The organism is Streptosporangium fragile (genome assembly GCF_039534445.1).
GTDB lineage: Bacteria > Actinomycetota > Actinomycetes > Streptosporangiales > Streptosporangiaceae > Streptosporangium > Streptosporangium fragile.
In genome coordinates, this window is the sequence record NZ_BAAAVI010000197.1 from 1 (window position 1) to 570 (window position 570).

The following is a 570-nucleotide window of genomic DNA, read 5'->3' on the forward strand; positions in this document are numbered from 1 at the left end:
CCATGAACGCCGTCGCCGAAGCCCTGTGCGCGGAGATGTCCGGCGCCGTGTTCGCCTTCACCCAGTCCGACGAGTGCTCGGTCCTGCTCACGGACTTCGACGCCCACGGCACCCAGCCGTGGTTCGGCGGGGTCGTGCAGAAGATCACCAGCATCGCCGCGTCCATCGCCACGGTCGCGTTCAACCGCGCGTACCGCGTCGGCCACGACGACGCCCACGCCATGTTCGACGCCCGCGTGTTCACCATTCCCGACCCGGTCGAGGTCGCCAACTACTTTCTGTGGCGGCAACGCGACTGCGTCCGCAACAGCATCACCATGGCCGCGCAAGCGGTGTTCTCCCACCGGCGGCTGCACGGCGTCTCCACCGGCCGGATGCGGGAAATGCTGTGGTCCGAGCACGGCGTCGACTGGGACAACTACCCTGCCGAGGTGAAGCGCGGCCGCGTGTGCACCCGCCACACGGCGGAGGAACCGGTCACGTACGTGGATGGGCGCACCCGGCGGGAGACCACCACTCTCGCGGTCCGCTCCCGGTGGGTGTCCGAGGCGGCCCCGCACTTCACCGCCG

At 69.8% G+C, this 570-nt stretch carries 1 protein-coding gene; it reads left to right on the forward strand.

The annotated features are described in order from the left end of the window. The coding region (locus tag ABD841_RS40620; RefSeq protein ID WP_344982418.1) for a tRNA(His) guanylyltransferase Thg1 family protein at window positions 1-570 on the forward strand (570 nt) is incomplete at both ends.